This window comes from Paraburkholderia solisilvae (assembly GCF_902859875.1).
GTDB lineage: Bacteria > Pseudomonadota > Gammaproteobacteria > Burkholderiales > Burkholderiaceae > Paraburkholderia > Paraburkholderia solisilvae.
Genome location: NZ_CADIKF010000042.1, coordinates 1 through 23,602 on the forward strand (window position 1 = coordinate 1; position 23,602 = coordinate 23,602).

At 65.6% G+C, this 23,602-nt stretch carries 19 protein-coding genes and 1 pseudogene; 9 read left to right on the forward strand and 11 right to left on the reverse strand.

Annotated features, from left to right (window positions below; genetic code table 11):
- On the forward strand, positions 1-2,004 hold a 2,004-nt coding region (gene yoaA / locus HV675_RS22920; protein WP_246270486.1), incomplete at its 5' end, for a DNA repair helicase YoaA.
- A 98-nt stretch (positions 2,005-2,102) separates the two neighbouring features.
- Positions 2,103-2,393 (forward strand): hypothetical protein, encoded by a 291-nt coding sequence (locus HV675_RS22925; protein WP_175113477.1) that lies wholly within the window; start codon positions 2,103-2,105, stop codon positions 2,391-2,393.
- 322 nt (positions 2,394-2,715) lie between these two features.
- Here the strand turns inward: HV675_RS22925 and HV675_RS22930 are convergent, their stop codons facing one another.
- The gene (locus HV675_RS22930) at positions 2,716-3,975 is read right to left on the reverse strand and encodes a cupin domain-containing protein (protein WP_175113479.1); all 1,260 of its coding nucleotides are present in this window, start codon (positions 3,973-3,975) and stop codon (positions 2,716-2,718) included.
- Between the two features lie 32 nt (positions 3,976-4,007).
- On the opposite strand from HV675_RS22930, the gene HV675_RS22935 reads away from it, so the two are divergent.
- A complete protein-coding gene (locus HV675_RS22935; RefSeq protein ID WP_175113481.1) occupies positions 4,008-4,553 on the forward strand; it encodes an FKBP-type peptidyl-prolyl cis-trans isomerase in 546 nt (181 codons plus the stop codon).
- Positions 4,554-4,771: 218 nt separating this feature from the next.
- On the opposite strand, the gene HV675_RS22940 is transcribed toward HV675_RS22935, so the two are convergent.
- The 4 genes from HV675_RS22940 to HV675_RS22955 form a co-directional block, all read right to left on the reverse strand.
- The gene (locus tag HV675_RS22940) at positions 4,772-5,983 is read right to left on the reverse strand and encodes a hypothetical protein (protein WP_246270487.1); all 1,212 of its coding nucleotides are present in this window, start codon (positions 5,981-5,983) and stop codon (positions 4,772-4,774) included.
- Positions 5,949-8,696 carry a DNA mismatch repair protein MutS gene (mutS, locus tag HV675_RS22945; RefSeq protein WP_175113483.1) on the reverse strand — a complete coding sequence of 916 codons (2,748 nt, stop codon included), beginning with the start codon at positions 8,694-8,696 and terminating at the stop codon, positions 5,949-5,951. The genes HV675_RS22940 and mutS overlap by 35 nt, the downstream gene beginning before the upstream one ends.
- 150 nt (positions 8,697-8,846) lie before the next feature.
- Positions 8,847-10,145, reverse strand: coding sequence for a lysophospholipid transporter LplT (lplT, locus tag HV675_RS22950; protein ID WP_175113485.1), 1,299 nt, complete (start codon positions 10,143-10,145; stop codon positions 8,847-8,849).
- Between the two features lie 386 nt (positions 10,146-10,531).
- A complete protein-coding gene (locus tag HV675_RS22955) occupies positions 10,532-11,335 on the reverse strand; it encodes an inositol monophosphatase family protein (RefSeq protein ID WP_175113486.1) in 804 nt (267 codons plus the stop codon).
- Between the two features lie 793 nt (positions 11,336-12,128).
- Here HV675_RS22955 and HV675_RS22960 point away from each other — a divergent pair.
- Together HV675_RS22960 and cysE are read left to right on the forward strand one after the other, a co-directional pair.
- A complete protein-coding gene (locus HV675_RS22960) occupies positions 12,129-12,908 on the forward strand; it encodes an RNA methyltransferase (RefSeq protein ID WP_175113561.1) in 780 nt (259 codons plus the stop codon).
- A 390-nt stretch (positions 12,909-13,298) separates the two neighbouring features.
- Positions 13,299-14,099 carry a serine O-acetyltransferase gene (gene cysE / locus HV675_RS22965; protein ID WP_175113488.1) on the forward strand — a complete coding sequence of 267 codons (801 nt, stop codon included), beginning with the start codon at positions 13,299-13,301 and terminating at the stop codon, positions 14,097-14,099.
- A 213-nt stretch (positions 14,100-14,312) separates the two neighbouring features.
- Here cysE and HV675_RS22970 read toward each other — a convergent pair.
- The 6 genes and pseudogenes from HV675_RS22970 to HV675_RS22995 form a co-directional block, all read right to left on the reverse strand.
- A pseudogene (locus HV675_RS22970) lies at positions 14,313-14,414 on the reverse strand (UDP-2,3-diacylglucosamine diphosphatase); the annotation flags it as partial.
- A gap of 54 nt (positions 14,415-14,468) precedes the next feature.
- Complete coding sequence (locus tag HV675_RS22975; RefSeq protein ID WP_175113490.1) at positions 14,469-15,266, reverse strand: UDP-2,3-diacylglucosamine diphosphatase; 798 nt, start codon at positions 15,264-15,266, stop codon at positions 14,469-14,471.
- A 101-nt stretch (positions 15,267-15,367) separates the two neighbouring features.
- Positions 15,368-15,862 (reverse strand): peptidylprolyl isomerase, encoded by a 495-nt coding sequence (locus HV675_RS22980; protein WP_175113492.1) that lies wholly within the window; start codon positions 15,860-15,862, stop codon positions 15,368-15,370.
- A 68-nt stretch (positions 15,863-15,930) separates the two neighbouring features.
- Complete coding sequence (locus tag HV675_RS22985) at positions 15,931-16,512, reverse strand: peptidylprolyl isomerase (protein WP_175113494.1); 582 nt, start codon at positions 16,510-16,512, stop codon at positions 15,931-15,933.
- Positions 16,513-16,524: 12 nt separating this feature from the next.
- Positions 16,525-16,794 (reverse strand): hypothetical protein, encoded by a 270-nt coding sequence (locus tag HV675_RS22990; RefSeq protein ID WP_175113496.1) that lies wholly within the window; start codon positions 16,792-16,794, stop codon positions 16,525-16,527.
- Positions 16,795-16,883: 89 nt separating this feature from the next.
- Positions 16,884-17,672 carry a tetratricopeptide repeat protein gene (locus tag HV675_RS22995; protein WP_175113498.1) on the reverse strand — a complete coding sequence of 263 codons (789 nt, stop codon included), beginning with the start codon at positions 17,670-17,672 and terminating at the stop codon, positions 16,884-16,886.
- A gap of 325 nt (positions 17,673-17,997) precedes the next feature.
- Between HV675_RS22995 and cysS the strand changes: the two genes are divergently transcribed.
- The 4 genes from cysS (at position 17,998) to tilS (ending at position 23,420) form a co-directional block, all read left to right on the forward strand.
- Positions 17,998-19,395, forward strand: coding sequence for a cysteine--tRNA ligase (gene cysS, locus HV675_RS23000; protein ID WP_175113499.1), 1,398 nt, complete (start codon positions 17,998-18,000; stop codon positions 19,393-19,395).
- Positions 19,396-19,442: 47 nt separating this feature from the next.
- A complete protein-coding gene (locus HV675_RS23005; protein ID WP_175113501.1) occupies positions 19,443-20,483 on the forward strand; it encodes a DNA-3-methyladenine glycosylase family protein in 1,041 nt (346 codons plus the stop codon).
- Positions 20,484-20,694: 211 nt separating this feature from the next.
- Positions 20,695-21,666 (forward strand): acetyl-CoA carboxylase carboxyltransferase subunit alpha, encoded by a 972-nt coding sequence (locus tag HV675_RS23010; protein WP_175113503.1) that lies wholly within the window; start codon positions 20,695-20,697, stop codon positions 21,664-21,666.
- Between the two features lie 203 nt (positions 21,667-21,869).
- Positions 21,870-23,420 (forward strand): tRNA lysidine(34) synthetase TilS, encoded by a 1,551-nt coding sequence (tilS, locus tag HV675_RS23015; protein ID WP_175113506.1) that lies wholly within the window; start codon positions 21,870-21,872, stop codon positions 23,418-23,420.
- Positions 23,421-23,602: the final 182 nt, after the last annotated feature.

A 23,602-nucleotide genomic window follows, 5' to 3' on the forward strand; every position in this document is an offset into this window, starting at 1 on the left:
CGCCGCTTGCAGTCGGCCGCCGCGCAGCGTGCGGCGCAAGACGGCGGCGCCGCTGCATCGGCAGGCGCGACCGGCACGGCAGACGCGGCAGCCGACGCCGACAGCGGCGGCGAGAACACGCTGATCGTCGAAGCGGGCACCGGCACCGGCAAGACCTATGCGTATCTCGTGCCGGCGATGCTGTGGGGCGGCAAGGTGATCGTCTCGACCGGCACCAAGCATCTGCAGGACCAGTTGTTCCAGCGCGATATCCCGACTGTGCGCGACGCGCTTGCGGTGCCCGTGTCGGTCGCGATGCTGAAGGGCCGCGCGAACTACCTGTGCCACTACTACCTGCAGCGCACCGCGGACAACGGTCGTTTGCCGTCGCGCCAGGAGACGTCGTATCTGCAGGAGATCGTGCGCTTCGCGAAGCTCACGCGCACCGGCGACAAGGCCGAACTCGCGAGCGTGCCGGAGACGGCCGCGGTCTGGTCGATGGTGACCTCCACGCGCGATAACTGCCTCGGCCAGGAATGCCCGCACTACAAGGAATGCTTCGTGATGCAGGCGCGCCGCGAAGCGCAGCAGGCCGATCTCGTCGTCGTGAATCACCATCTGTTCTTCGCCGATATCATGCTGCGCGACACCGGCATGGCTGAACTGCTGCCCACCGCGAACACGGTCATCTTCGACGAAGCGCACCAGTTGCCGGAGACGGCGACGCTCTTTTTCGGCGAGACGCTGTCCACCGCGCAGTTGCTCGAACTCGCGCGCGATTCCGTCGCGGAAGGTCTCGGCCATGCGCGCGATGCGCTCGACTGGGTCAAGCTCGGCGCCGCGCTCGAACGCGCGGCGCGCGATGTGCGCCTGACGTTCAAGGAAGATTCGCTGCGTGTGTCGGTCGGCCAGTTGCCGGACGATCATCCGCTGTTCGCCGCACTCGATGTACTGCAACGCGAGCTCGATGCGCTTGCCAACGCGCTTGGCGGGCAGGCGGAGCGCGCCGAATCGCTCGGTGCGTGTCTGCGGCGCGCGCGTGAATTGCAGGACCTGCTAGCGGGATGGACCGCGGCGCCCGACTCATCTGAGCGCGTCGAGCGCAATCCGGATGCCGGCGCGGGCAGCGGCGGCGACGCGCGCGAGCCAGCCGATCCGAACGAAAAAGTGCGCTGGATCGAGGTCTTTTCGCACACGGTGCAGTTGCACGAAACGCCGCTCTCGGTTGCGCCGATCTTCGCGAAGCAGCGCGCGGGCGTGCCGCGCGCGTGGGTGTTCACGTCGGCAACGCTGTCGGTGCGCGGCGACTTCACGCACTACGCGGCGCAAATGGGCCTGAATGCGCGCCGCTCGATGACGCTGCCAAGCCCTTTCGACTACGAGACACAAGGCTTGCTCTACGTGCCGCGCAATCTGCCGCAGCCATCGTCGCCGACCTTCACCGACGCGGTGTTCGACGCCGCGTTGCCGGCGATCGAAGCCGCCGGCGGCGGCGTGTTCATGTTGTGCACGACATTGCGCGCGGTCGACCGTATCGCGATGAAGCTGCGCGACACGATCGAAGCACGCGGCTGGAATATGCCGCTGCTCGTGCAGGGCGACGCGAGCCGTACCGAATTGCTCGAACGCTTTCGCGCGTATGGCAATGCGATTCTGGTCGGCAGTCAAAGCTTCTGGGAAGGTGTCGACGTGCGCGGCGATGCGCTGTCGCTCGTCGTGATCGACAAGCTGCCGTTCGCGCCGCCCGACGACCCGGTGCTATCCGCGCGTCTGGATGCATTGACGAAGAAGGGGCTGAGTCCGTTCGCGGTCCATCAGTTGCCGCAAGCGGTGATCACGTTGAAGCAGGGCGCGGGGCGGTTGATTCGCGCGGAGACCGATCGCGGCGTGCTGATGATCTGCGATACGCGGCTCGTCGATAAGCCGTATGGCCGCCGCATCTGGCAAAGCCTGCCGCCGTTCAAACGCACGCGTGAAATGGATGTTGTGCGCGAGTTCTTCGCGGAGCGAACGCCGCGCGTTTAATATGCCGCGTGCATGCAGCACGATGCCCGTTCGATCGGCGTCTGAACGCGTAGCCAGAAACCGACGCTGCAAAGCAAAACGCCACGGAGTGGAATTCCGTGGCGTTTTTCCTGTTGTGTGCGGCAGACCCGCGCGGTCTGTCCGCACAGGCTCGCCGGACAGCGAGCCCTTCGCTACAGCTTACTGGCTTGCGCCCGAAGCCGGAGCTGCTGCCGAAGCACCAGCGTCCGAAGCGGCAGCGCCTGCGTCCGAAGCAGCAGTCGAAGCCGAAGCAGCAGCGTCGCTCGCAGCAGCAGCAGCGCCCGAAGCGGCAGCAGCCGAATCCGAAGCGGCAGCGCCGGCGTCCGAAGCAGCAGCGGCCGGTGCCGATGCGGCAGCCGAGTCGCTAGCAGCCGACGACGATGCAGAGTTGTCGCTCTTGCTGCACGCAGCAAGTGCCATAGCCGCCAACAGAGATGCTACGAGGAGGGATTTCTTCATGATCACGTCCTTTTATGGTTAAAGGTAAGCAACAGCGCAATTTTACCGGTAATGTGCTCTAACACCGACCCGGGCCGCTGGTGGAGACGCACTTCATGAGCGTGAATCTTTCCCGTACGGCTTGGGCGGAAATTATATGCACTTTCGTATCTGCAGTCGACAAATCCGGGGCCAATACGTTGTAGTTCCCAGACAAAATCCCGCGATTTCGGTATATCAAGCGGCGAAATCTTATCCCAGTTCGCCTACCTGTATCCAGCCCGCACAATACCACTCGTGAACTCGTGCTGTCATCGACGGAAGGCTCGAGAGTGTTACAAAGCGTTTCGCACTCAGACGGCGTTGATTGGCCAGTTCCGTGACCCATGTTTTAGCGCCTGAGAGCGCGTTTTCCTCGCCATTCAGATAGTACGCACGCCGGTCGTAGAGCAGCACGGTTTTACGGTCCAGACGAATCCCGGCACGGGCGGCCTGCTGGATGAAACGCATCTCGTCGAGCGGACGCTTCGGCGCATCGAATACCACGCTTGGCTTCGGCTCGCTGAGATACGCGCCGAGAAACGACGCGACGTCCGCATCGTTCCATCTGACTTTAGCAAGGATCGCGCCCACCTTTTCGACGAGCGCGGCCGGCACTTCGGCCGGCTGCGTAACGGCCGGCTGCTGCGGGTCGCGATAGCGCGCCGATGAAACGTTTGCGTCTTCCTGCCTTTCGGCGAGGTGATATAGAAATTGAGCTGTAAGCTCGGTCGCGGTAGGCGCGCGAAAGCCGATTGAACAGGTCATGCATTCGCCCTGCGCGATGCCGTCATGGGCGATATGCGGCGGCAGATACAGCATGTCGCCGGGCTCGAGAAGCCATTCGGTGTCGGGTTCAAAGCGTTGTAGAACTTTCAACGGCAAGCCGGGCTCGAGCGTGAGGTCGCGCTGCGCGCCGATGCGCCACAGACGCTTGCCATGCACCTGCAGCAAAAACACATCGTAGGAGTCGAAGTGCGGGCCGACGCCGCCGCCATCGGTCGCGTAGGACATCATCAGGTCGTCGAGCCGCGCGTCCGGCACGAAGCGAAAGCGCTCGAGCAGCGTGCGCGCACGCTCGTCGTGCAGATCGACGCCTTGCACGAGCAACGTCCATGCGCGCCGTTTCACTGACGGCAGTTCATCCGGTGCGAACGGGCCATGCTCGAGCGCCCACTTTTTGCGCGCATGCGTGATGAGTCGGCTCTCGACGTCATCGCGATCGGCGAGTGCGAACAGTTCATCGCGCGTGAGCGGCGATGCGAGGCCGGGCATCGCACCGCGGATCAACAGGGGTTTTTTCTGCCAGTAGCGGCGCATGAATTGCGCCGGACTCAGATTGCCCAGCAGCGGCGTCGGCAGGTCGGGCGCGGGCGGCGCGAGCGCATGCGCAGCGCGATTCTGCAGCGGTTGATGCGAGGAAATCCGGGCTGAACCTGGGCTGCCCGGTTGGGCATGGGGCCGCTTGGGCATCGTATAATAGGTGCGGTAATCTGGAGAAACGAATGAAGATCGCAAAGAACACCGTCGTATCGGTCGCCTACAAGCTATCGGATGCGCAAGGCAATCTGATCGAGGAGAGCGACGAGCCGATGGTCTATCTGCACGGCGGCTATGATGGCACGTTCCCCAAGATCGAGGAAGAGCTGGACGGCCGTGAGCCCGGTTTCCAGACCCAGATCCAGCTCGCGCCGCAAGACGCGTTCGGCGAGTACGATCCCGAACTCGTGAAGGTCGAACCGCGCGATCGCTTTCCCGAGCCGCTCGAAGTCGGCATGCAGTTCGAAGGCACGCCGGAAGAAGGCGACGAAGATCTCGATACGATGATCTACACGGTGACCGATGTCGCCGAAGACAAGGTGGTGCTCGACGGCAATCATCCGCTGGCGGGCATGGCGCTGCGTTTCGCGCTGACGGTCAAGGAAGTGCGCGAAGCCACCGAAGACGAAATCGAGCACGAGCATGCGCATGGCGCGGACGGCCTCGAAGTGCTTGACGGCGATGACGAGGACGACGACCTCGATCCGAAGTCAGGCCCCACGCTGCACTGATTCTGCCGGCGCACCCGTTCCCATCGAAGGGGACGAAGTGGACGATCCGGGCTCGCGCCCGCTGCCATCGACCGCTTCGTCCCCTTCGCTTTTGTGCGGCGTTCGGTGACATGCCGCTTATCGAGGCGGCGTGTCGTTGCTGCGGTGGGTGCGATGGGGCCCCGGTGCATGCGATGGACTGCGCGTCCCACATGCGCCCGTAGGCGGCGCGCGGACCTTTACGGCGTGCCCGGTTGCGGCTGCGGCGGTTCCGGCAAGAGCGGCGGCAAGTCCGACGCGGGCGAAAACTCGGGCACCGCGGGCATCGGTTCGGGCAGCGGATTGGCGTTGTCGTTGCGCGCCGGCAGCGACGGCGGCGGCAGCAGCGGCAGGTCTTTCGGCACATCGCGCACGCTGACGCGAAACGGCGGACGATGCGCGAAGTCCGCGTCGATCTGAATCCACTGGGTCAGGCGATTGCGCGGCGCGATCGCGATGCGCGTGAGGTTCGTCACCAGCGCGCCCTTGTCGTTGCGCAACGGCTGGTCGATCGTAAAGCCGCCGCGCACTGTCTCGTCGTCCTGATGAATTACCAGCACCGGCCCGCGAAAGGTTTCGGCGAGCTTCACGAGGCTGCGCTTGAATTCCAGAAAGCCGTCGCGCGGCTTGTGCTCGAAGCGCAGCCACGCGAAGCGCTCCCGCCGCTCATAGCGCTCCGGATCGAAATCGCCCTGGACGAACACGACAATCGCCTTCGCGTCGCGCCGCTTCGCGTACTCGGCCGCGTGGTCGAGCCAGAACGCGTTCGCGAATACACGGTCTTCGAATTCGCCGTTACGGCCGCCCGCGGTCAGGTAGTGATTGTTCGGGCTCGGCGCGTTCAGACCGACGAACACCGTATCGCCAAGTTGCCAGCGTACGTTTTCGCGATACGTGCGAAAGCGCGACACGTCACTTTCGCGCGCGAGCGGCAGCGGGTTCTGACCCATCGATGACGCATCGGTAAAGAGCGTCTGCCGCAACTGGTCGAGACGTTCGACCGGATCGAATCCGCCGGCCGCGGCGCTGCTGCAATCGGTCCAGTCATGCTGGCCGGGGATAAACACGAGCGCGGGCCTCGACGCCTGCAGCAACGCCTCACGCGTTTCATAGAGCGAATCGCGGCAGGGTTCGCTGGCGCTTTTCAGATTGCCGTCGTAGACGATAAACGCAATCTGCGGATCGCGGCCGATCGCATCGATCAGACGTTGCGTCGGTGCTTCGTCGGCGGCGCTATGCAGCGTGCCGGTGAGCACCGCGAACGCGTAGTGCGCAGACGCGGCGTGCGCGGCGAGCGGCGCCTCGCCTATCCATGCCAGCGACGCGGCAGCGAGTGCCGCGCGCCACGCCGCCGCGCGCCACGCGGGCCGCGCGCGTTCAGCGCTGCGCATCCGGCGCCGCTGCCAGCTCATGCAATTCGTAAAGCAGATCGAGCGCGTCGCGCGGGCGCAGCCCGTTCGGGTCGATCGCGCGCAGGCGTTCGACGATCGCGTCGCTGGCCGGATCGGACAGCGCGGCGGCGCTGTCGGGCTGATCGTCGTCGTCCGCGTCCTGCAGGAGCGGAGGCGGCGCGAACAGGTCCAGTTGCGGCGCGGGTTGCGCGGCGGACTGCTGTTCGAGATGGGCGAGATGCTTGCGCGCCGCGCGAATCACCGCAGCCGGCACGCCGGCCAGTTGCGCGACCTGCAGCCCGTAGCTCTGATTCGCCGGCCCCTCGTTGACCGCATGCAGGAACACGATGCCGTGACCATGCTCGACTGCGGACAGATGCACGTTGGCGGCCTGCGCGAACTCGGCCGGCAACTGCGTGAGCTCGAAGTAGTGGGTCGCGAAGAGCGTATGGCAGCCGTTGTGCGCGAGCAGATGCCGCGCGATCGCCCATGCGAGCGCGAGGCCGTCGAAGGTCGACGTACCGCGGCCGATTTCATCCATCAGCACGAGGCTTTGCGGGCTCGCGTCGTTGAGAATCGCGGCGGCTTCGGTCATCTCGACCATGAAGGTCGAGCGGCCGCCGGCCAGGTCGTCGGCCGCGCCGATGCGCGTGAAGATGCGGTCGATCGGGCCAAACGATGCGCGCCGCGCCGGCACATAGCTGCCGACGTAGGCCATCAGCGCGATCAGCGCGGTTTGCCGCATGAAGGTCGACTTGCCGCCCATGTTCGGGCCGGTGATCAGCAGCAGCTTGCGCTCGGTGGAGAGCAGACAGTCGTTCGCGATGAACTGCTCGACCTGTGCTTCCACCACCGGGTGCCGCCCCTGTTCGATATCGATGCCGCCGGTCGGTTCGAACGACGGCGCAACCCAGTCGAGCGCGCGCGCACGCTCCGCGAACGTGACGAGCAGATCCAGTTCGGCGAGCGCGCCGGCCACGCGTTGACAGTCCGCGATATACGGCAATAGCGACTGCAGCAGCGCGTCGTACAGCGACTTTTCGCGTGCGAGCGCGCGCTCCTGCGCGGACAGCGCCTTGTCCTCGAACGTTTTCAGTTCGGGCGTGATGTAGCGCTCGGCGTTCTTCAGCGTCTGGCGGCGCCGATAGTCGTCGGGCACCTTGTCGGTCTGGCCGCGCGTGACTTCGATATAGAAGCCGTGCACCTTGTTGTACTCGACGCGCAGATTGCCGATGCCAGTACGCGCGCGCTCGCGCGTTTCGAGGTCGATCAGGAACTGGCCGCAGTTTTCGGAGATATCGCGCAGTTCGTCGAGCTCCGCGTCGTAGCCGCGCGCGATCACGCCGCCGTCGCGAATCATTGCCGCGGGCTCGGGGGCGACCGCGCGCGACAGCAGGTCGACGCACGCGGCCGGCGGTTCGAGCGCGGCATCGACGCGCGCGAGCGAATTCGCATTCGCGGCTACGCTCGCCAGCTGCGCGCGCAGCTCGGGCAGTGCGATGAAGGTGTCGCGCAGGCTCGACAGATCGCGCGGCCGCGCGGACAGCAGCGCGAGCCGGCCGGTGATGCGTTCGATATCCGAGATTTGCCGCAGTGCGCCGCGCAAGGTGTCGATGCTGGTGGCGGGATTCAGTTGTGCGGACGCGTCGAGCAGCGCGCCGATGGCCTGCTGACGCGCCTGCGCATACGACGCATCGCGCGGCGGATGATGCAGCCAATGCCGCAACAGGCGGCTGCCCATCGTCGTGCAGCAGGTGTCGAGCAGCGAGCAGAGCGTCGGCGATTCGGTGCCGCGCAGCGTCTCGGTCAGCTCGAGGTTGCGCCGCGTGGCGGGATCGAGACCGATGTATTCGGATTCCAGCTCGACCTTCAGGCTGCGCACATGCCGCAACTGCTGGCCTTGCGTGGACGCCGCGTAGAGCAGCAGCGCACCGGCCGCGCCGCATGCGCAGGTGAGCGTTTGCGCGCCGAAGCCGTCGAGGCTTGCGACATCGAGTTGATCGCAAAGCCGTTGCTTGCCCGACGTCATGTCGAAATGCCAGCCCGGCGCGCGCGTGAGCCTGACGCTGCCGGCCGGCGGCGCCCAGGCATTCGCGTCGGACACGGGCGCATCGGCGACCAGGATCTCGGCCGGACGGATCCGCTCGAGCGCGGCGGCGACGCCGTCCGGCGCGACCTCCGCGAGACGCAGCGCGCCGCTCGCGAGATTGAGCCACGCGAGACCGACCGTCGTCGCGACGCCGCGCCGGTTGTGCGCGACGCACACGGCCATCAGATACACATCGCTTTTATCGGACAGCAGTGCGGCGTCGGTCAGCGTGCCCGGCGTGACGACGCGCACGACCTTGCGCTCGACCGGCCCTTTCGACGTGGCCGGGTCGCCGATCTGTTCGCAGATCGCCACCGATTCGCCAAGCTTCACGAGCTTCGCGAGATACTGTTCGACCGAATGGTGAGGGACGCCCGCCATCTTGATCGGCGTGCCCGCCGACGCGCCGCGCTGCGTCAGTGTGAGATCGAGCAGCCGCGCGGCTTTTTCCGCATCGTCGAAGAAGAGTTCGTAGAAGTCGCCCATCCGGTAGAAAACGAGCGTGCCAGGGTGCTCGCTTTTGATGCGCAGGTATTGCTGCATCATTGGCGTATGCGCGGCATCGGGCGCTGCGCCCGCGCCGCCGCGCGGCGGGGTTCCGGATGCTCCAGGTGCTTCGTCAGCGGCTGCGATTTGAATGCCCATCCTCGGTGTCTTTGGTGCGTTGCGGTTCAGGGCGTGAGTTTAACCCTTCGGCAAGCGATGTGAAGCTGGCCGAACGGCCAGGGTCCTGTCACGCGTTCATGCGGCGGTATGGCGGCACGGCGGTGCTGAGTCGCCCACCCGAGCGTCTGCTTATTCGCGAATCAGCGCGCCCATATCGACCTTGCGCGCATTCGCCGCGCTGTGCCGCTGCGCGAGCCACATCAGCACGGCGATGAAGAGGCCGAACAGCACGATGATCCACGGCACCGGCATCTTCGTGGTGAGCAGCAGCGCATACGCGCCGAGCATCAGCAGCACCGCGAGACTCTGGTTGAAGTTCTGCACCGCGATCGAGTGACCGGCGGACAGCAGCGTCGCGCCGCGATGCTGCAGCACCGCGTTCATCGGCACGATAAAGAATCCGGACAGCGCGCCGAGGATGATCATCAGCGGATAGGCAAGCATGATGTAAGCGGGCGCGAACAGCGGACCGACGCGCAGGCCCGCGCCGGCCGGGAAGAGCCCTTTGCCGTAGAACGCCATCGCGGCGATGTAGAGGCCTGCGATGATGCCGACCGGCAATACGCGCAGCGAACCGCGCAGCGGAATCCACGCGGCGGCGGCCGCCGCGCCGAGCGCGACGCCGAGCCCCGCGACACCTTGAATCACCGCGCCCTTCGACAGCGACAGGCCGAGGTTCACGTCGGCCCATTTCAGCACCAGCAATTGCAGCGTGACCGCGCTGCCCCACATCACCGTCGTGACCCATAGCGCGATTTGTGCGAGCCGGTCCGCCCACAGCACGTTGAAGCAGCGGCCGAACTCGCCGACCAGCTTGCCCGGTTCGAGCAGCCGGTTCGGATAACGCGCGCCGGTATCCGGAATGCCGACGTTGAGCGCCGCGGCGCCCGCGTAGGTCAGCATCACGACGAGGATGGCGAGGTCCGCGGTGGTGGCGACGAGCGGCAGATGCGCATGCGACACGAAGCGCGTCGCGTGGTTGCTGATCAGCGCGCCGCCGAGCATCGTGCCGATAATCGTCGACAGCACGGTGGCGGACTCGAGCCACGCGTTCGCCGCGATCAGCCGTTCGGCCGGCAGCAGCTCGGTGAGAATGCCGTACTTCGCCGGCGAATAGGCGGCGGCGCCGACGCCGACGACCGTGTACGCGATCATCGGATGCACGCCGAACACCATTAGCAGGCAGCCGGCAGCTTTCAAAGCGTTTGCAATGAACATCACGTGGCGCTTTTGCAGCGCGTCGGCGAACGCGCCGACGAAGGGCGCCAGCAGCACGTAGGAGATCGTGAAAAAGATCTGCAGCAGCGGCGTGATCCATGCCGGCGAGCGGATCAGCGTGAGCTGCTGGATCGCCGCGATCAGCAGTGCGTTGTCCGCGAGCGACGAGACGAACTGCGCGGCGATGATCGTGTAGAAGCCTTTTTTCATGACGGCGATTGAAGCACAGCTCGGGCGGACGGAAGCCGTCAGGACGCAGGGACGGCCACGTGGAAGTAGCGTCGCGCGAGCGTTAGCGCCGATGCGCGAGCGCCCATGCGTCAACGCAGACGCGCTGGCGCGAAAACGCGAGGACGGCCACGCAGAAGCAGCAGCGCGCGAGCGCCAGCGCAAAAACGCGAGCGCAGATGCAACAGCGCAAACGCACCGGCGCGAAAACGAACGGACAGCCCACGCGGAAGCAGCAATGCACCGGCACCAGCATCAGCACCCATGCGCAAGCGCCACTGCGTCAACGCAGACGCGCCAGCGTACAGGCACTGCGGCGCCGACGCAAAAACACAAAGCGGCCGAAGCCGCTTTGTGGTTGACACGCGTTACGCCGCTTGCTGTTTCGTGCGGCTGTAGCGCGACAGGATCGGCACCATCTGCGCGTACATCTTCGGATTGGCCGCCACGATTTCGTGCAAATGCAGGAAATCGGAATCGCCGGTGTAGTTGCCCACCAGACCGCCCGCTTCGGTGATGAGCAGGCTGCCCGCCGCCACATCCCACGCGTTGATGCCCTGTTCGAAGAAGCCGTCGAGGCGCCCCGCGGCGACGTTCGCCAGATCGAGCGCCGCCGCGCCCGGGCGGCGCAGACCCGCGCAGGCTTCGGTCATCTCGCCGAACAGCGTGGTGTACGCGCCGAGACCGTCTTTATCGCGAAACGGAAAGCCGGTGCCGATCAGGCCGTCGGCGAGCCGGTCGCGCCGGCCGACGCGGATGCGGCGGTCGTTCAGATACGCGCCGCGGCCGCGCGAGGCGGTAAAGAGGTCATTGCGCGTCGGATCGTAGACCACCGCCTGCGTGACGATGCCTTTGTGCGCGAGCGCGATCGACACGCAGTAGTACTGGAAACCGTGGATGAAATTCGTGGTGCCGTCGAGCGGATCGATGATCCACAAGTATTCGGATTCGTTTTCGGACTGCCCGGATTCTTCGGCGAGGATGGCGTGATCGGGGTAGGCGGTGGTCAGCGTTTCGATGATCGCCGCTTCCGACGCCTTGTCGACTTCCGTGACGAAATCGTTGTGCTGCTTCTTCGAGACCTGGACCAGATCGAGATCGAGCGATGCGCGGTTGATGATCTGACCGGCGCGGCGAGCGGCTTTGACCGCGATGTTGAGCATGGGATGCATGAGTCGGAATCCTTTTGCCGAATAGCACGGCGGCTGTCCGGGCAGTGGGCGCGTGACATACCGCACGGCACGCGTGGCGACGCGTGCGGCCGATATGGCAGAGCCGGTTTGCGAACGTTCCGTCGACGAAAGACGAATTGGATAAGAGCGAGGCGCCGGTTTGCGTGCTCCGCCTCGCCAGGGCGCAGTGGATGCGCTGAAGGCGATACGGCAAACATGATGACGCGCGAATGGCGTGATTTTACCCGAGTCTCGCGGGTTCAGGCGCGCGGGGGGCGCGTGCACGCGCACCGTCGCGAAGCGGCGCGGCACGCCATCGCGTCCGGCCCGCGCGCATGAGGCACGCAAGCGGCATGCAAGCGGTGCGCCGCGATCCGCTACTGAACGGGGGGTGCGCGCACCGCGGCAATGGAAAGAGGGCATGAGTTGGCGCTACCATAGCGCTTCTCCCGCTCTGTCGTTTTCCATCGTGGTCCAATCACACGCACGCCGGCACGCATCGCGCCCGCCATCCGCACTTTCCGCTGCCGAACCTGTCGACGCGCCCGGTCACCGCACGGGCCATCGCGCAGATGGCGGCCTTGCTCGAGCCACGGGCGATCGCGCAGGCGGCGACGCCGCTCGAGTCGCGGATGATCGCGCGGACGATGACGGTGCTCGGGCCGCAGGTCATCGCACAGGCGACCCCACCGCTCAACCCGCGGGCGACGGCGCGTCCGGCGTCGCGCCGGGCGGTGCGGCCGACAGCGCGAGCAACAGCGCGACCAACAGCGCAACCGACAGCACAAGCCCCGTGCGCGGCGGCTTTACGTCGACACGCTTCGTGCTCGTCGAGCCGAGCCATCCAGGCAATGTCGGCGCCGCGGCGCGCGCGCTGAAGACGATGGGGTTCTCGCGACTCGTGCTGGTTGCGCCGCGCGTCGCGAACGTGCAGAACGATCCGGAAGCGATCGCGATGGCGAGCGGTGCGGACGACGTGCTCGCCTGCGCGCACGTCGTGCCGACGCTCGCGGATGCGTTATCCGGCGCGCAATGGTCGCTTGCGCTGACCGCGCGCTCGCGCGAGTACGGGCCGCCGCAGCTCGCGCCGCGCGCAGCCGCCGCGCATGCGCGCGAGCATGCGGTGCACGGCGACATCGCGCTGGTGTTCGGCAACGAGCGCACCGGCTTGTCGAACGAAGATGTCGAACGATGCAGCGCGCTTGCGCATATTCCCGCCAATCCCGCATACAGCTCGCTGAACCTCGCGCAGGCGGTGCAGGTGCTGTCGTATGAACTGCGCATCGCGTATCTGGAAGCGACCGATGAGCGCGCGTCGGCGAGCGCCGCAATGGCGGCCGGCGCATCGACCGCGCGCGCCGCGAGCGACGAAATCGAGCGCATGTTCGTGCATCTCGAGAATGCATTGATCGCCCTCGAGTTCCTCGATCCGGCCAATCCGAAGAAGCTGATGTCGCGGCTGCGACGGCTCTTTGCGCGCACGGCGCTCGAGCACGAGGAGGTCAATATCGTGCGTGGCATCGCGAAGCATATCCTGCTGAAAGCCAAAGGCAGGGACAGCGAAACATCCTGAGCCGAAGTCCTGAACCGCACGCCTGAACCGCGGCCCTGAGCGTCGCACCACGACGGGGCGTACCAATGCTGTGCGGGGTCGCGTGGCCGGTTCGACCTTGCTGTCCGCAGGGACATGCAAGCCGGCGCGAATCGACCTACAATCGCCGGAAGCGTAATAAGCAAAGCAGCCCGACTGATAACGGCGCCCACTCGTGCATGATTCGTGCGCGATTTGTGCCCGATACGTGCGCGATTCGTGCACGAGTTGGCGTGCGTCGGCGTAAGAGGGCTGCAAGCAAAAACACCGATACCGCGGCACCGGTCGGCTCGCAGCGCGCTGCGACTGACGAGCACGAGCCCGTATCGTTTTCCCCCAAGACTCCTTCACAACGGCGCCGTCCTCCCTGCCATGTTCACGAGACTTCGCGAAGACATCGCAACGATCCGCGAGCGCGATCCCGCTGCACGCAGCGCATGGGAAGTGCTCACCTGCTACCCGGGCCTGCATGCGCTCGTGCTGCATCGCGTCGCGCACGCGTGCTGGCGCGCGAAGCGCTACTGGCTTGCGCGCGTCGTATCGCAGATCGGCCGGTTTCTCACCGGCATCGAAATTCATCCGGGCGCGACGGTCGGCCGCCGCGTGTTCATCGACCACGGTATGGGCGTCGTGATCGGCGAGACCGCCGAGATCGGCGACGACTGCACGATCTACCAGGGCGTGACGTTAGGGGGCACGTCGCTGACGCGCGGCGCGAAGCGGCACCCGACGCTCGGCCGCGGCGTGATCGTCGGCGCGGGCGCGAAGGTGCTCGGCGGCTTTACGGTCGGCGCGGACGCGAAGATCGGCTCGAACGCGGTCGTCGTCAAGCCGGTGCCGGCCGGCAGCACCGCGGTCGGCAATCCGGCGCGCGTGATCGCGCCCGCGCGCGCAGCGGGCAGCCCGGCGAAACCCGCCGCGGCACGTTCGGAATTCTGTGCATACGGCATCACGCCGAATGCGGACGACCCGGTGTCGCTCGCCATTCACGGACTCATCAACCACGCGGCGAATCAGTCGCAGCGCATGGATGAAATCGTCGCCGCACTCGAGAGACTCGGCGCGAGCCTCGAGGCGCTGCAAGGCGCCGATGCCGCGCTATTCGACTTGCGGCGCCTGTCGGCGGCGCTGGAAGGGAAGGTCGAGTCGAGCGAGAGCGGCGAGCCGCATTGACGCATCGCGCGATGCGCAATACACGCATGTGATGCGCGGCGACGCTTTGCGGCCGATGTTGTGCCGCTCGCGCTTGCCGTCGCGCCTAACCTGCAGCGCCGGCTTTCGCCATGAGCCCAGACACGATCCCGTCGCGCGAGTTCGTGCAGGCAGCTAAGCGCTGAGTGAGCGATTGCGTTTAACTACGGCATCGCGCATCGAAAGGCGGCTTCGTCAATCGGGCGGCAGCGTGCAAATGCCTTCGGCGTCAATGCGAAGATAGTGGCCACGGCGCTCGCCGTGGTCGAGGTCCCGGTCCTGCAGCAGCACCCAACGCCTGATTGAGCGATTGCCTCTAACCACGCCATCGCACATCAAACACCGGCCGCGTCAATCGAGCGGCAGCGCGCGAATGCCTTCGGCGTCGATACGCAGATAGCCGCCACGGCGCTCGCCGTGGTCGAGATCCCAGTCCGGCAGCACCCAGCGCGTGCCGCCCGCTTCGCGGTGGCGGGCCGGGCGGTGCGTATGGCCGTGAATGATGGTCGCGGTGCCGGTCCGCTTGAAGAGCGCCGCGATGCCTTCGGGCGTCACGTCGTAGCGCGGCGATACCGGCCGCGAGCGGTTCTGCTCGCTGGCATGCCGCATCCGGTCCGCAAGCGCCTTGCGCCAGCGGTACGGCCACAGCAGAAAGAGCCACTGCGCCAAGCGGTTGCGCGCGACGCGACGAAAGCGCAGATAGCGGCGATCGTCGGTGCATTGACCGTCGCCGTGCGCGAGCGCAATCCGCGTGCCGAACGACGTGATCACGAACGGATCCGGCAGCCAGATGGCGCCGGCCGCTTTCATGAAACGCTTGCCCAGCAGAAAGTCGCGGTTGCCGTGCATCACATAGAGCGCGATGCCGCGCTCGGACAGCGTATGCATCAGCGCGGCCATGCGCGCGGGAAACGGTTCGGCGAGCATATCGTCGCCGATCCAGTATTCGAACAGGTCGCCGAGAATAAACACCGAATCCGCATGTTCGGCCGTGACGCGCACGAAATGTTCGAATGCCGCGACGGTGCGCGGCATCGCCTCGGAAAGGTGCAGATCCGACAGGAAAAAAAACGGGCGTGCGGCGTGCGGGCGCTTGCCCTCACCAGGCACGCCCGCGGCGACGCTACGCAGCGGCGTTTCTTGCAGCATCGACGGTGCTTTCTCTTTGATTGCTCGTTTGACGATTATGGAATAGCTGCAGCCGCGCGGTGTGCGTTACGTTACGAGGGCACCACCCTCGCAAACCGTCGTTATTCGACGACGACCGCCTTCTCGATGATCACATCGTCGACCGGCACATCCTGGTGAAAGCCCTTCGAACCCGTTTTCACCTGGCGGATCGCGTCGACCACGTCGAGCCCGTCGACGACCTTGCCGAACACCGTATAGCCCCAGCCTTGCGGCGTCGGCGACGAATGGTTCAGGAAGTCGTTGTCGTTCACGTTGATGAAGAATTGCGCGGTGGCCGAATGCGGGTCGTTGGTGCGCGCCATCGCAATCGAGCCGTTCACGTTCTTCAGGCCATTGTTCGCCTCGTTGTCGATCGGCGCTTGCGTGGGCTTTTGCGTCATGCCCGGCTCGAAGCCGCCGCCCTGGATCATGAAGCCGTCGATCACGCGGTGAAACACCGTATTGTCGTAGTGGCCGGCCTTCACGTACGCGAGGAAGTTCTCGACCGTCTTCGGCGCCTTCCCGGCGTCCAGTTCGAGCTTGATGACGCCGTGGTTCGTATGCAGTTCAACCATGATGGGTTCCTTGATCAAAAGGGGTGGGTGACAGACGCGGCGTGGGAAGAGCGCGCCCTCTCAGACTACTACTTGCCGACCACCGTCGCCGACTCGATCACGATCGGCTTTTGCGGCACGTCGCTCATCGGGCCGCGGGAGGTGGTCGGCGTGCCTTCGATTTTCTTCACGACGTCCATGCCGGACGTCACCTTGCCGAACACCGCGTAGCCGTTGCCGTCCGGGTTCGGGTAGTCGAGATTCGCGTTGTCGACAGTGTTGATAAAGAACTGCGCGGTCGCCGAGTTCGGGTCGCTGGTGCGCGCCATCGCGAGCGTGCCGGCGGTGTTCTTCACGCCATTGCGGCTTTCGAGCAGGATCGGCGCGCGCGTCGGTTTTTCGGCGAAGCTCGTCGTGTAGCCGCCGCCCTGGATCATGAAACCGGGAATCACACGATGAAAGATCGTGCCGTTGTATTGGCCGGCCTTCACGTAGTCGAGGAAATTGGCGACTGTCTTCGGCGCTTTCTCCGGATACAGTTCGACGCGGATATCGCCGTCCGAGGTCTTGAAGAGGACTGACGGATGCGCGGCCTGCGCGGCGGGCTGCGCAAACGCCGGTGCGTTCGCGACGAGGGCGGCGCTGCCGAGCGCCAACAACAAGCGTTTCATGGAGTTCCTCGGTTAAGGATTAAGGGATAAAGCGGGTAGAGACGGCGCCGCGGCCTGCGCTGCCGCGCGCTGCGAAGCGTGACGAACGGCCGTAACAGGTTGCGACGCGCGGCGCTTGCGGTTCAGCGTGCGGCTCGCCGGGTGGTCCGCTGCGCGGCCCATCATGCAGCCCATCATGCAGCCCATCACGTAGCCCATCACGTAGCCCATCACGTAGCCCATCACGTAGCCCATCGAGCAATCCAGCATGCGGCCCACCATGCAGTCCGACGCGCGGCTCAAAGCACCGCTCAACGGGCCGCGCAGATGGCCCACTCTGCAGCCCCGCGCGCTACTCACTGCACTGCTCACTGCGCGACCCGTCGCGCCGCTCACTTCGCCGGCGCGACGTACGGCGGAATGGCCAGCGATCCGCTCGGGCCGCCGAACTGGAAGGCAGGTGTCTCCGTGATATTCGAGGTGGCGCGCGTGGTGTAGCCGGTCACGGCCTCGCTCGCTGCCGCGGGCTTCGCGGCCCCTTTCGGCGGCGCCACGATTTTCTCGATGTCGGCGAGGCGTTGCCGTGTCGTGTCGCTCGTGCTGCCGAGACTCTGCGCACGCCGATACGCCTGATCGGCGAGGCGCAGATACAGGTCGCCGAGATTCTCATACGCGAGCCCGTAACCGGGGCTCGCTTTCGTCGCGGTTTCGAGTGCGGCGCGCGCTTCGCTGTAGCGACCCTGCTTCGCATAGAGCGCCGCGAGATTGTTGTACGGTTCGGGCAATTCGGGGTAGGTCTCGGTCAACTCGGTGAACGCGGCGATGGCGTCGTCGGTGCGATTCAGGCGTGCGAGCACCGTGGCGCGCTTGAACTTCGCCTGCGCGTCGCGCGGGTTTTGTGCGATGCGCGCATTCAGTTCGGCAAGCGCGGCGTTCCAGTTCTTTTGCGCGATCGATGCATCGGCGTCCGGGGTCGCGTCGCGTACCGCGGGCGCATGCGAAACGGCCTGGGATTTCTGCGCGAACGCGTTCGCATGAGGCAGAATGAACAGCGCAAGGCCACACAGTGTCAGGCAGAAAGCGGCGCTGAAATTGACGCGCGGCGTGCCGTCGCGCGTGACGAGCGACGCCGGCGCCGCAATGTGCGCGGCGCCTCGTGCGCGGCCGCTGGAAGATTTCATAGGAGAGGTCTGGGTGTTATACTCCGAGCCATTCTAACAAAAGGTCTGCGCGTTCCGTCGAACCACAGACTGTCTTTCGCCACTCGTGGTCGTCTCCGCTTTGCCGGCAGTGTGATCGCCGCACCTGGTGCGCGACAGGTTTCCGTTAATCTGCGTCAGGGTGCTCGCGCGGTTTTTTTCGGGTCTCCGGTCACACCGTCGATCATGTCGGCGCATCCTGCGTCCGTTACCGCCATATGCGTGTCATCGCGTATGAGGTATCTCGCAGCGGCGCGCGGCATGAACGAGCACAACGCGGTTTCCTTCGGCCCACGCATCGTTCTCTATGGAATCACTGCGCATCTACAACACGCTCGCGCGTGACAAGCAAAACTTCGTGCCGCTGCAGGACGGCGTGGTGCGGATGTACGTGTGCGGGATGACCGTGTACGACTATTGCCACATCGGCCATGCACGTGTGATGGTGGTCTTCGACATCGTGCAACGCTGGCTGCGCGCACTCGGTTACAACGTAACATACGTGCGTAACATCACCGACATCGACGACAAGATCATTCGCCGCGCCGTCGAGAACGGCGAGTCGATCAAATCGCTGACCGACCGTTTCATTCAGGCGATGCACGAAGACGCGGATGCGCTCGGGGTGCAGCGTCCGGACCTCGAGCCGCGCGCGACCGCCTTCATTCCGCAGATGCTCGGCATGATCGCGAAGCTCGAAGCGAACGGTTACGCGTACCAGGCGGCCGATGGCGACGTCAACTATGCGGTGCGCAAGTTCGCCGGCTACGGCAAGCTCTCGGGCAAGTCGCTCGAAGATTTGCGCGCGGGCGAGCGCGTCGCCGCGAACGATGCGAAGCAGGACCCGCTCGACTTCGTGCTGTGGAAGCAGTCGAAAGCCGGCGAGCCGGCCGACACCGGCTGGGATTCGAAGTATGGGCGCGGCCGCCCCGGTTGGCATATTGAATGCTCCGCAATGGGCTGCACGTTGCTCGGCGAGCAATTCGACATTCACGGCGGCGGTCAGGACCTGCAGTTTCCGCACCATGAGAATGAAATCGCGCAGAGCGAGGCTGCAACCGGGCAAACGTTTGTCAACTACTGGATGCACAACGGCTATGTGCAGATCGACAACGAGAAGATGTCGAAGTCGCTCGGCAACTTCTTCACGATCCGCGAGGTGCTCGCGCAGTACGACGCCGAAGTGGTGCGCTTCTTCATCGCGCGCGCGCACTACCGTTCACCGCTCAACTATAGCGATGCGCACCTCGACGATGCGCGCAATGCATTGACGCGTCTTTACACGGCATTGAAAGACGTCAGTGCGGACCCGGCGCCGCTCGACTGGAACGAAGCGTACGCCGCGCGTTTTCGCGACGCGATGAACGACGACTTCAATACGCCGGTGGCGGTTGCGGTGCTGTTCGAACTGGCCAACGAGGTGAATCGCACGCGCGATGCGGCATTAGCACGGCAATTGCGTGAGCTTGCGCATGTAATCGGTTTCCTCGATCGCGAGCCGCGCGTGTTCCTGCAGCAGGCCGCGGGCAGCATGAAAGAGGGTGGGCTCGAGGTGGCGCAGATCGACGCGAAGATTGCCGCGCGCGTTGCCGCCAAGCAGGCTAAAAATTATGCCGAGGCAGACCGGATTCGCGCTGAGTTGCTCGAAGCCGGCGTTGCACTCGAAGACAAACCCGGCGGGTTGACCGAGTGGCGGCGCGTGTGAGCGCACCTCGTCTTTCCCTCTGATCGATTCGCCAGGCAGGAGGCAGGATGGCAACGGCCACGAAGACGCCGGCTAAACGTGCCGCGTCTCAAACGAGAACCGCAGCGGCAGTCAAACGGGTTCGCACCGATGGCGCCGCGGCTCGCGCGGACAGCGCAACGAAGGGCGCGGCCAAAGCCGCGGGCAAGTCTGTTTCGGCATCCGTAAAAGGCGGTGCGTCAGCGGCGCCGCGCAAGACGGCTGCACGGCGCGCATCGAACGGCGCGGCCGGTCCGGCGCAGCCGCCGTCGGCGAAGGCAGCGCGTGCGCGCGCGAAGGGCAACGGCGAGTTGCCGGCCGAACTCGCCGGCAGCGAGCAGACGTTTGCAGCAGATCCGCTGCACGACGGCGAGGTCGTGCGCGCGACGCGCGCGTCCGTCGATACCGAAGTCGCGGTGCCGGTGCAGATCGGCGGTCTGGCGCCGGAAGTCACGCGGCCCGCGTATTGGGACCGCGCGTGCGCGGATCTCGTCAAGCGCGATCGCATCCTGAAGAAGCTGATTCCGAAGTTCGGGCCCGTGCATCTGCTGAGCCGCGGCGATCCGTTCGTCACGCTCGCGCGCTCGGTCGTCGGTCAGCAGATTTCCGTCGCGACCGCGCAGGCGGTGTGGGAGCGTATCGAAAGCGCGTGCCCGAGGCTCGTGCCGCAGCAGGTCATCAAGCTCGGTGCGGCGAAGCTGATCGCGTGCGGGTTGTCCAAACGCAAAACCGATTACATTCTCGATCTCGCGCAACACTTCGTGTCCGGCGCGTTGCACGTCGGCAAGTGGACCTCGATGGACGACGAGGCGGTGATCGCGGAGCTCACGCAGATTCGCGGCATCGGCCGCTGGACCGCCGAGATGTTCCTGATCTTCAACCTGTCGCGTCCGGATGTGTTGCCGCTCGACGACCTCGGCCTGATTCGCGCGATCAGCGTCAACTACTTTAGCGGCGAGCCGGTCACGCGCAGCGAAGCGCGCGAAGTGGCTGCGAACTGGGAACCGTGGCGCACGGTCGCGACGTGGTACATGTGGCGTAGCCTCGATCCGCTGGCGGCCGAAGAATAAGTGGTGCATGCGCTCGAGGCGAACCCGGGCGAGTGCCACGTATTGAACCGCATCCGCGAGGTCATGATTCGGCGCACCTCGCAGCGGCCCGCCGCAAGCGGGTTTGAGCGGGTGCTATCGGAATTTGAGATTCAATAGTTTTGCGACGGTTTTGACGCAGGCGGGCGCGGTTAGAATACGCGCTGCCGGTAAGTCGAAGGATTAAAAACCAATGAAGACCACCTTTCTGGATTTCGAACAGCCCATCGCCGAACTCGAAGCGAAAATCGAAGAATTGCGCTTCGTGCAGGACGATTCGGCCGTCGATATTTCGGAAGAGATCGAGCGGCTGTCGAAGAAGAGCCAGCAGCTCACAAAGGATCTTTATGCGAACCTGTCGCCGTGGCAGGTGTCGCAAATCGCGCGTCATCCGCAGCGGCCGTACACGCTCGACTATGTGAACGAGCTGTTCACCGATTTCCACGAACTGCACGGCGACCGCTCCTATGCGGACGACCTGTCGATCGTCGGCGGCCTCGCGCGTTTCAACGGCCAGCCGTGCATGGTGATCGGCCATCAGAAAGGGCGCGATACGAAAGAGCGCGCGCTGCGCAATTTCGGCATGCCGCGTCCCGAAGGCTATCGCAAGGCCGAGCGCCTGATGCGCGTGGCCGAGAAATTCGGTTTGCCGCTCTTCACGTTTATCGATACGCCCGGTGCGTATCCGGGCATCGGCGCGGAAGAGCGCGGCCAGTCGGAAGCGATCGGCCGCAATCTGTATGTGATGGCCGAGCTGAAAATACCGATCATCGCGACGATCATCGGTGAAGGCGGCTCGGGCGGCGCGCTGGCTATCGCAGTCGGCGACAGCGTGCTGATGCTGCAGTTCTCCACATATTCGGTGATCTCGCCGGAAGGTTGTGCGTCGATTCTGTGGAAGAGCGCCGCGAAGGCGCCCGAAGCAGCCGAAGCGCTCGGTCTGACCGCGCATCGCCTGAAGGCGCTCGGGTTGATTGACAAGATTGTCAATGAACCGCTCGGCGGCGCGCATCGCGATCCGAAGGGCATGGCCGCGATGCTGCGCCGGGCACTGGCCGATTCGCTGCGCCAGTTCCAGGGCATGAGCGCCAACGACCTGCGTCAGCGCCGCTTCGAGCGGCTGATGGCGTACGGCAAGTTCAAGGAAACGACGCCGGACGCGTAAGCCGGCAGCGCGTGCACACGTCACGCGCGGCGCGAATGCGTACGGGTCCGGGTGGGCGCGGGTGTGGCCGAGGCGTCGTCGGTGGCCGGCGGGTCGTTTCGTCGACTCGCCGTCGGAGCGTGTTCGGGTCTCGCGTGGGTCTCGCGCGGGTCCCGTTCGGCGCTCATCCTCGGGGCTCGTCTTCATACGCATCGTGAACCGTCGTGAATACTCCCGCTGACCCTTCCACCGATCGCATCGTGCTCGATGCGATCGGCGCTGCGCTTGCCGACGAGCCTTCCGATACCCGCATTGCGATCGCCTACAGCGGCGGCCTCGATTCGACCGTGCTGCTCGATGCGGCCGTGCGCGTCGCGGGCGCGCAGCGCTGCGTCGCGTTTCACATTCATCATGGGCTCAGTCCGAATGCCGACCGCTGGCTCGAGCATTGCGAAGCGCAGGCGGCGACGCTTGGCGTCGCATTCGCGGCGCGGCGTGTCGAAGTGCGGCGTGAGGCCGGCGTGAGCCTCGAAGCGGCGGCGCGCGATGCGCGCTATCGCGCGCTCGATGCGCTGTGCGACGGCGAACGGGTGCAGCGCATCTGGCTTGCGCAGCACGCGGACGACCAGGCCGAAACCGTGCTGCTGCAATTGCTGCGCGGCGCGGGTCTCGCCGGGCTGGCGGCGATGGCGCCCGAGCACCGGCCGGCCGGTGCGGCCGTGACCCGTGTGCGGCCGTTGCTGCAACTGCTGCGCGCGCAACTCGAAGACTACGCGAGGCGCCGCGCGTTGCGCTGGATCGACGACGAATCGAACACCGATACGCGCTTTGCGCGCAATGCATTGCGTCATCACGTGCTGCCGCAACTGGCGGTGCACTTTCCCGGCTTTCGCGATGCGCTGGCGCGCACGGCTGCGCATGCGGGCGCGGCGCAGCGTCTCGTCGACGAGCTTGCGCGTATCGATATGCAAACGACCGCCAGCGCGGATGGACAGACGCTCGCGCGTGCCGCGCTCGTCGCGCTCGATGACGAACGCGCGCTGAACCTGCTGCGCTACTGGATGCGCACGCTCGGCCTGCCGGCCGCATCGACCGCGCGGCTCACCGATGCGCTGCGGCAGCTGCGCGATGCGCGCGACGCGCACGGCTTGCGCGTCGATCACGCCGGCCAGACGCTGCGCAGCTATCGCGGGCGGATCTATTGGGAGGCGGGCGACAGCAGCGACGCGGCCGACGAGACCGCGCTGATCGAGCGGCCGGTCGCCGAATTGGTCTGGCGCGGCGAAGCGGCGGTCTGGCGACTGTCAGCCTGGCGCGGCACGTTTGTGTTTGTCGACGCGGGGAGCGGCGCTGCGCCGGATGGCGATTCCCAGGGCCGCGTTTCGTCGGTCGGGGAGGATGCCGGCGTCAATCATCCGGTTGCGATTCCCGCTGCGCTATTGCTGAACCAGCCGTTGTTCGCGCGCGCTCGCAGCGGCGGCGAGCGCATGCGTTGCGACGCGCATGGGTCGAGCCGCACGCTGAAGAATCTGTTCCAGGAGCGGGGCGTGCCGTCATGGAAGCGCGATGTGCCGCTGCTCTTTGCGGGCGATCTGCTGCTGTTCGTGCCGCTGCTTGGCGTGAACCTGACGGCATTGGACGCATGGCATGCGCGCGAGGCAACCCCCACGCCGCACGCGAGCGAGCCTGACGCTGCGAGCCGCCGGGGCGCCGGCCGCCTGGGCGCGAGCCGCTGGATTCGCATTGAATGGCGCGAGGATCTGTTGATTGCGTGATGCGTACGGGTGGGGCGGATCGCCGCGCCGTACAGGTTCAGCGCAGCGCGAGCCGGTTGGCTGCCGGCGTATTCGCGGCGGCTCGCCGGTCGCTCCGCGGCCGCAAAGACCGGCCGCAACGACCGGCCCGCAAAGACCGCCGCAACCGCCAATCGCAACCACCAATCGCAACCACCAATCGC

Coding starts and splice junctions, on each gene's coding strand:
- HV675_RS22955 (WP_175113486.1), bottom strand. CDS start 11,335: ATGCATCCCATGCTCAACATCGCGGTCAAAGCCGCTCGCCGCGCCGGT.
- HV675_RS22975 (WP_175113490.1), bottom strand. CDS start 15,266: ATGCTGCAAGAAACGCCGCTGCGTAGCGTCGCCGCGGGCGTGCCTGGT.
- HV675_RS22930 (WP_175113479.1), bottom strand. CDS start 3,975: ATGCCCAAGCGGCCCCATGCCCAACCGGGCAGCCCAGGTTCAGCCCGG.
- HV675_RS22935 (WP_175113481.1), top strand. CDS start 4,008: ATGAAGATCGCAAAGAACACCGTCGTATCGGTCGCCTACAAGCTATCG.
- HV675_RS23005 (WP_175113501.1), top strand. CDS start 19,443: ATGGCAACGGCCACGAAGACGCCGGCTAAACGTGCCGCGTCTCAAACG.
- HV675_RS22985 (WP_175113494.1), bottom strand. CDS start 16,512: ATGAAACGCTTGTTGTTGGCGCTCGGCAGCGCCGCCCTCGTCGCGAAC.
- lplT (WP_175113485.1), bottom strand. CDS start 10,145: ATGAAAAAAGGCTTCTACACGATCATCGCCGCGCAGTTCGTCTCGTCG.
- mutS (WP_175113483.1), bottom strand. CDS start 8,696: ATGGGCATTCAAATCGCAGCCGCTGACGAAGCACCTGGAGCATCCGGA.
- HV675_RS22980 (WP_175113492.1), bottom strand. CDS start 15,862: ATGGTTGAACTGCATACGAACCACGGCGTCATCAAGCTCGAACTGGAC.
- cysS (WP_175113499.1), top strand. CDS start 17,998: ATGGAATCACTGCGCATCTACAACACGCTCGCGCGTGACAAGCAAAAC.
- HV675_RS22995 (WP_175113498.1), bottom strand. CDS start 17,672: ATGAAATCTTCCAGCGGCCGCGCACGAGGCGCCGCGCACATTGCGGCG.
- cysE (WP_175113488.1), top strand. CDS start 13,299: ATGTTCACGAGACTTCGCGAAGACATCGCAACGATCCGCGAGCGCGAT.
- HV675_RS22940 (WP_246270487.1), bottom strand. CDS start 5,983: ATGAGCTGGCAGCGGCGCCGGATGCGCAGCGCTGAACGCGCGCGGCCC.
- HV675_RS23010 (WP_175113503.1), top strand. CDS start 20,695: ATGAAGACCACCTTTCTGGATTTCGAACAGCCCATCGCCGAACTCGAA.